This window comes from Acidovorax sp. KPB24-07, assembly GCF_057543315.1.
The window spans coordinates 1-6665 of sequence record NZ_BAAJYS010000207.1 but is presented as its reverse complement, the minus strand read 5'-3'; the positions used below and the strand labels follow the sequence as shown (position 1 = coordinate 6665).

Annotated in this window: 7 protein-coding genes; 4 read left to right on the top strand and 3 right to left on the bottom strand. The window is 70.1% G+C overall.

Annotation, left to right across the window (positions count from 1 at the left end; all coding sequences use genetic code 11):
• The 3 genes from AC27IQ_RS17230 to AC27IQ_RS17220 all read right to left on the bottom strand — a co-directional run.
• A partial coding sequence (locus tag AC27IQ_RS17230; protein ID WP_487090186.1) for a PepSY domain-containing protein occupies positions 1-476 on the bottom strand: 476 nt, incomplete at its 3' end.
• 302 nt (positions 477-778) lie between these two features.
• The gene (locus tag AC27IQ_RS17225; RefSeq protein ID WP_092742468.1) at positions 779-1333 is read right to left on the bottom strand and encodes an adenine phosphoribosyltransferase; all 555 of its coding nucleotides are present in this window, start codon (positions 1331-1333) and stop codon (positions 779-781) included.
• 132 nt (positions 1334-1465) lie between these two features.
• The gene (locus AC27IQ_RS17220; protein WP_317359889.1) at positions 1466-3451 is read right to left on the bottom strand and encodes a monovalent cation:proton antiporter family protein; all 1986 of its coding nucleotides are present in this window, start codon (positions 3449-3451) and stop codon (positions 1466-1468) included.
• A gap of 58 nt (positions 3452-3509) precedes the next feature.
• On the opposite strand from AC27IQ_RS17220, the gene AC27IQ_RS17215 reads away from it, so the two are divergent.
• Genes AC27IQ_RS17215 through AC27IQ_RS17200 form a run of 4 tightly spaced genes read left to right on the top strand, consistent with a single transcriptional unit; the run spans position 3510 to position 6575 of the window.
• Positions 3510-4511, top strand: coding sequence for a KpsF/GutQ family sugar-phosphate isomerase (locus tag AC27IQ_RS17215; protein ID WP_487090185.1), 1002 nt, complete (start codon positions 3510-3512; stop codon positions 4509-4511).
• A complete protein-coding gene (locus tag AC27IQ_RS17210; protein WP_284424555.1) occupies positions 4511-5122 on the top strand; it encodes a KdsC family phosphatase in 612 nt (203 codons plus the stop codon). The genes AC27IQ_RS17215 and AC27IQ_RS17210 overlap by 1 nt, the downstream gene beginning before the upstream one ends.
• A complete protein-coding gene (gene lptC, locus AC27IQ_RS17205) occupies positions 5119-5736 on the top strand; it encodes an LPS export ABC transporter periplasmic protein LptC (RefSeq protein WP_317359884.1) in 618 nt (205 codons plus the stop codon). The genes AC27IQ_RS17210 and lptC overlap by 4 nt, the downstream gene beginning before the upstream one ends.
• A 47-nt stretch (positions 5737-5783) precedes the next feature.
• Entirely contained in the window at positions 5784-6575 is a 792-nt protein-coding gene (locus AC27IQ_RS17200; protein ID WP_317359882.1) for an SDR family oxidoreductase, read from the top strand.
• Positions 6576-6665: the final 90 nt, after the last annotated feature.

Genomic DNA, 6665 nt, shown 5'->3' with positions numbered 1-6665 from the left:
GCCGGCTGCAGCGCGCCGGTGTAGGGGTGCACGTAGACGGTGTCGCCCCGGCGCTCGCCGGGACGCGCCTGGAAGATCACCCGCGCCGCCGCGCCGGGTTGCGATTGCACCGTGAGGGTGCTGATGCGCGGGTGGCCGGGCACGCGCGCCACGGCATCCATGATCTGCTGCGGGGTGAGCATGGGCCCGGCGTGCGGCGTGACCTGGCGCACGCCGGGGTTGAGGGCGTCCAGGATTTCCTCATGGAAGGACAGCAGCGCCCCGGACAGGCCGATGACCACGAGCACGGTCCCCGCCGTGATGCCCAGAAACCAGTGCACCTGGAACCACGCCTGCCGCAGCGAGGGCAGCGACAGCCGGCGCCATGGAGCACGCCGGGCCTCCGATGCCCCGCCCTGCGGCTGGCAAGCCCCGTCAGGGGCCAACGCACCAGCGCTCCGGGCCAGCGGCTGGGATGTGGCGCCGTCGCGGTTCACAGGCCCGCCCCTTCGCCAGGTCCGGCATGCGCCAGAGCCTGGCCGGGGGCGGAAAGAGAGACAGCCCGCAGGCCGAAGCGGCGCGGGTCGAACGGGACAAGGCGGGACATAGCGGACGGAACCCAGGAAAGAAGCGAACGAGAAAAGCCATTCCATCTGCAGCAGCGCCAACGCCCCACGCCGCGGCGGTCTCCAGCCGAACGCCGGAACGAATCCGAAGGATGAGAATGATTGCTAATTTTATCGCGCCTGCCCATCCAGGGGCCGTGGCGTGCCCGGCCAGCGGCTTTCCGTCCCCGGGCTCAGTGACCGGCGAAGTCCACCAGCGTGTACAGCGGCAGGCCCGCGTCCCGCAGGCGCTGCGAGCCACCCAGCTCGGGCAGGTCCACGATGGCCGCGCCCTCGGTCACCGTCGCGCCCAGCCGCTCCAGCAGATTCTTGCCCGCCATCATCGTGCCGCCCGTGGCGATCAGATCGTCGATGAGCAGCACGCGGTCGCCGGGCTTCACGGCATCGGCATGCAGCTCCACGGTGGCGCTGCCGTATTCCAGTTCGTAGGTTTCCTCGACCGTGGTGAAGGGCAGCTTGCCTTTCTTGCGGATCGGCACGAAGCCCACGTTCAGCTCATAGGCCACGACCGCGCCCAGAATGAAGCCGCGCGCATCCAGCCCGGCCACCACATCGGGCCGCAGGGCCCGGTCCATGTAGCGGTGCACGAAGGCATCGATGAGCACGCGGAACACCTTCGGGTCCTGCAGCAGCGGAGTGATGTCCCGGAACTGCACGCCCGGCGCGGGCCAGTCGGGCACCGTGCGGATGTGCTGGCGAAGGTATTCGTTGACGCTGAGGGCTTGCATGGCGCGGTGGAGAAGGCTGGAAGGAAAAGACCGCCCGCGCACGGCCGCACAGGTGCCACCACGCCAGGGGGAGGGAAAGAAGGGAAGGAATGCAGTGTATCGGCGGGGCAGCCGCAGGCGGCTGCCAGGCGTTCACACCCGCAGCAAGGCGTCTTCCGCCAGCGCCAGCGCCGTGGGGTGGCCCGAGAGCACCAGCGTGTCGCCTTCGGCCAGCACCGTGGCATCGTCCGGCTGGGACATGCGGCCGTCCTTGTGGCGCAGGTTCACCACCCGCACACCCATCGCCTGCAGGGCCAGCGGCCCCAGCGCCTGGCCCAGCGGCCGCACCCCGGGGGGCAGCGTGATGGACGCCAGCCGCTCCTGGTCGCGCTCGGACACGGTGTCGTCGTCCGCCCCGTGGAAGTAGCCGCGCAGCAGGTTGTAGCGGGCGTCGCGCTGGTCCTGCACCAGGCGCAGCACCCGCCGCATGGGCACGCCGACCAGCGCCAGCGCATGGCTGGCCAGCATCAGCGAGCCTTCGATGGCCTCGGGCACCACCTCGGTCGCGCCGGCGGCCTGCAGTTTGTCGAGGTATTGGTCGTCCTGCGTTCGCACCACCACCGGCACCTGCGGCGCGTGCTCGCGCGTATTGGCCAGCACCTTGAGCGTGGCGGGAATGTCCAGGTACGTCACCGCCACGGCACTGGCGCGCACCAGCCCGGCCGCCATCAGGGCCTGCAGCCGCGTGGCATCGCCGTACACCACGGAATCCCCGGCCGCCGCGGCCTGGCGCACCCGGTCGGGGTCCAGGTCCAGCGCCATGTAGGGAATGCCTTCGCGCTCCAGCATCCGCGCCAGGTTCTGGCCGCAGCGCCCGTAGCCGCAGATCAGCACGTGCTTGCTGGTGTTGATCGACTTGCGTGCGATGGTGGTCATCTGCAGCGACTGCTGCAGCCAGTCGCTGGCGACCAGCTTCATCACGATGCGGTTGCTGTACAGGATGAGGAACGGCGTCGCCAGCATCGACAGCACCATCGCGGCCAGGATGGGGTTCATCAGCGCGGGCTGCACCAGCCCGTGCTCCTGCGTGAGCGACAGCAGCACGAAACCGAACTCCCCCGCCTGCGCCAGATACAGCCCGGTGCGAAGCGACACGCCCGTGGTGGCGCCCATGCCGCGCGCCAGCACCAGGATCACGCCGGCCTTGACCAGCAAGGGCACCACCAAGAGCAGCAGCACCAGCGCCCAGCGCTCCAGCAGGATGTGCCAGTCCAGCATCATCCCCACGGTGATGAAGAACAGGCCCAGCAACACGTCGTGGAAGGGACGGATGTCCGTGCCCACCTGGTGGCGGTATTCGGTTTCGGACACCAGCACGCCGGCGATGAAGGCCCCAAGCGCCAGCGACAGCCCCGCCGTCTCGGTCAGCCAGGCCAGCCCCAGCGTGATGAGCAGCAGGTTCAGCATGAACAGCTCGTCGCTCTTGCGGCGCGCCACCAGCGTGAGCCACCAGCGCATCACCCGCTGGCCACCCGCCAGCAGCACGCCCACCAGCACCGTGGCCTTGAGCAGCGCCAGGCCCAGCGCGACGAACAGCTGGTCCGGCCGGGAGCCGAGCGCCGGGATCAGCACCAGCAGCGGCACCACGGCCAGATCCTGGAACAGCAGGATGCCCAGCACGCGGCGACCGTGCTCGCTCTCCAGCTCCGCCCGCTCGGCCATCAGCTTGACCACGATGGCGGTGCTGCTCATCACCAGCGTGCCGGCCAGGGCCAGCGCCGTCTGCCAGCCCATGTCCCAGATGCCGCCCACGTAGCGCGACAGCAGCAGCACACCCGCCATGGTGGCCGCCATGGTCAGCGCCACCTGCATCAGTCCCAGGCCGAACACGAACTGGCGCATGGCGCGCAGCTTGGACAGGCTGAATTCCAGGCCGATGGCGAACATGAGGAACACCACGCCGAACTCGCCCAGGTGGCGCACGCCTTCCGAGTTCTGGGCCAGGGCCAGCGCATGGGGCCCGATCAGGATGCCCGCGGCCAGGTAGCCCAGCATCGGCGGCAGCTTGAGGCTGCGGCACGCCACCACCCCCAGCACGGCAGCCAGCAGGTAGAGCAACGTCAAGGCAAGTGAGGACATGCACGGATGCTAGCCCAGGCGCGGCGCAGGCCCATGGTCCGGCCGATAGAATCCGCGCATGCTTTCCGCCCCCGCCGCGCCTGCGCCCTTCCATGCCGACCAGGCGCTGCGCCTGGCCCGCGAAACCTTCGATATCGAGGCCGCCGCCCTGGCCGGCCTGTCGGCCCGCGTGGACGCGAGCTTCGCCAGTGCCGTCGAGCGCGTGCTCGCCACCACGGGGCGCGTCGTGGTGATGGGCATGGGCAAGAGCGGCCACATCGGCCGCAAGATCGCCGCCACCCTGGCCTCCACCGGCACGCCCGCCTTTTTCGTGCACCCTGCGGAAGCCAGCCATGGCGACCTGGGCATGGTCACGCCGGGCGATCTGGTCCTGGGCATTTCCAACAGCGGCGAAAGCGCCGAGCTCACCGTGCTGCTGCCCGTGCTCAAGCGCCTGGGCGTGCCGCTCGTGGCCATGACCGGGGGGCTTCAGTCCACCCTGGCGCGCCATGCCGATCTGGTGCTGGACTGCAGCGTGGACCGCGAGGCCTGTCCGCTCAACCTGGCCCCTACCGCCAGCACCACCGCGCAGCTGGCCATGGGCGACGCCCTGGCCGTCGCCTTGCTGGACGCCCGCGGGTTCCGGTCCGAAGACTTCGCGCGCTCCCACCCCGGCGGGGCCCTGGGCCGCAAGCTGCTCACCCACGTGAGCGACGTCATGCGCTCGGGCGAAGAAATCCCGCGCGTGGCGCCCGGCGCATCGTTCAGCGAACTCATGCGCGAGATGAGCGCCAAGCGCCTGGGCGCCTCGGCCGTGGTGGACGATGCGGGCCGCGTGCTCGGCATCTTCACCGACGGCGACCTGCGCCGGCGCATCGAAGCCGGCGCGGAACTGCGCGGCGCGACCGCGGGCGAGGTCATGCACCCCAGCCCGCGCACCATCGCCCCCGACGCGCTGGCCGTGGACGCCGCCGAAATGATGGAGCGCCACGCCATCACCAGCGTGCTGGTGGCCCATCCCGACGGCCTTCTCATCGGCGTGGTGCACATCGGCGACCTGATGCGCGCGAAGGTCATCTGATGGACCAGCCCCTCGCCCACGCCACGGCCGGGGCGGCAACGCCCGCCAGCCAGCCGCTGCCGCCCCTGCGGCCCGCCCTGCAGTTCGATGCGCAACTGCTGCTGCGCGCGCAGGGCGTGCGCGTGGCGTTTTTCGACGTGGACGGCGTGCTCACCGACGGCGGCCTGTACTTCAGCGAAGCCGGCGAGACGCTCAAGCGCTTTCACACGCTCGACGGCCACGGCATCAAGCTGCTGCAAAAGGCCGGAATCACCCCCGCCGTGGTGACGGGCCGCGATGCCCCCGCGCTGCGCCTGCGCCTGAAGAACCTGGGCGTGGTGCATGCCCGCTTCGGCACCGAAGACAAGCGTCCGGCCGCCGAATCCATCCTGGCCGAACTGGGACTCGACTGGGCGCAGGCCGCCGTGATCGGCGATGACTGGCCCGACCTGCCCCTGATGCGCCGCTGCGCCCTCGCCTGCGCGCCCTGCCATGCCCACATCGAGGCCCGTGCGGTGGCCCACCACGTCACCGCCGCAGCGGGCGGGGCCGGCGCGGCGCGCGAGTTCTGCGACCTGCTGCTGGTGGCCAGTGGCCGCTATGCCCAACTGCTGGAGGCCTACACCGCATGATCGCCACGCTGCGCCGGGGCTGGGACCGGCTGTCCATCTACCTTCCCGTGGCCCTCATGGGGCTCATGGCGCTGGGCACGTGGTGGCTGGTGCGCAACGCGCCCACACCGGCCAAGCCCGTGCAGGAGCGCCCGCTGACGCACGAGCCGGACTATTTCATGAAGACCTTCTCGGTCAAGAGCTTCGATGCCACCGGCCGGCTGCAAAGCGATGTCCGCGGCGATTTCGCGCGCCACTACCTGGACACCGATACGCTGGAGATCGACAAGGCCCACATGCGCTCGGTCGCGCCCGATGGCCGCCTGACCATCGCCACGGCCGACCGCGCGCTCACCAATGCGGACGGTTCCGAGGTGCAACTGTTCGGCAACGCCATCGTCACCCGCGAGCCCCTGGTGCGTCCCGGGCGCGAGCCGCTGCCGCGCCTTCAGTTCCGGGGCGAGTTCCTGCACGCGTGGCTGAACGACGAACGGGTGCAGTCGAACCAGCCAGTCACGCTGACGCGGGGCAAGGACCAGTTCACCGCGGACACCATGGACTACAACAACCTCAGCCAGATCATGCAGTTGCAGGGCCGCGTGAAGGGCATGCTGATGCCGCCACCCGGCAAGTGACCGGCACCGGACGGCGCACGATGCCTAACCACCCCTCAGGAGCCCCCATGCCTTCCAGCCCCCTGGTGTTCATCACCGGCGCATCCAGCGGCATCGGCCAGGCGCTCGCACTGCGCTTTCACCAGGCGGGGTACCGGCTTGCGCTGGTGGCCCGCCGCACGGCAGAGATGCAATCGTGGGCCAGCGCAAGCAACATCCCGGCAGATAGCTATCAAATTTATAGCGCCGATGTGGCGCAGCCCGACAGCATCGTGGCGGCGGGCCAGGACTGCATGGCCCGGCAAGGGGTGCCCGATGTCGTCATCGCCAACGCGGGCATCAGCGTGGGCATGGACACTGCCGTGCGCGAGGACATCGACGTGATGGCCCGCACCTTCGCCACCAACAACATCGGCATGGCGGCCACGTTCCAGCCGTTCGTGGATGCGATGGCCCAGCGCGGCAGCGGGGCGCTCGTGGGCATCGGCAGCGTCGCCGGCATCCGGGGCCTGCCCGGCCACGGCGCCTACTGCGGCAGCAAGGCGGCGGTCATCAGCTACTGCGAAAGCCTGCGGGGCGAATTGCGTTCGTCGGGGGTGCGGGTGGTCACGCTGTGCCCGGGGTACATCGACACCCCGCTCACCCGGCAGAACCGCTACGCCATGCCCTTCTTGATGCAGCCCGGGGACTTTGCCGACCGCGCGTTCGCCGCGATCCGCGCGGGCGCGAGCTACCGCGTCATTCCCTGGCAGATGGGCGTGGTGGCCAAGCTGCTGCGTGTGCTGCCGAACGGGCTTTTCGACCGCCTGCTGTCGGGCCGCCCGAGAAAGCACCGGCAAAAAAGCGGGGCTCCGCACTGACCGGGCACGGGGCCCGCCTCAGGGTTCCAGCCGGCGGCGCCCACAAAAAAAGGCCCCTTGTCAGGGGCCTTTTTTGTGGGCGCCGCCGGC

Bases quoted from the DNA above. Each gene is read 5' to 3' on its own strand.
- AC27IQ_RS17220 (WP_317359889.1), bottom strand. From the start codon at position 3,451: ATGTCCTCACTTGCCTTGACGTTGCTCTACCTGCTGGCTGCCGTGCTG.
- AC27IQ_RS17215 (WP_487090185.1), top strand. From the start codon at position 3,510: ATGCTTTCCGCCCCCGCCGCGCCTGCGCCCTTCCATGCCGACCAGGCG.
- lptC (WP_317359884.1), top strand. From the start codon at position 5,119: ATGATCGCCACGCTGCGCCGGGGCTGGGACCGGCTGTCCATCTACCTT.
- AC27IQ_RS17210 (WP_284424555.1), top strand. From the start codon at position 4,511: ATGGACCAGCCCCTCGCCCACGCCACGGCCGGGGCGGCAACGCCCGCC.
- AC27IQ_RS17225 (WP_092742468.1), bottom strand. From the start codon at position 1,333: ATGCAAGCCCTCAGCGTCAACGAATACCTTCGCCAGCACATCCGCACG.
- AC27IQ_RS17200 (WP_317359882.1), top strand. From the start codon at position 5,784: ATGCCTTCCAGCCCCCTGGTGTTCATCACCGGCGCATCCAGCGGCATC.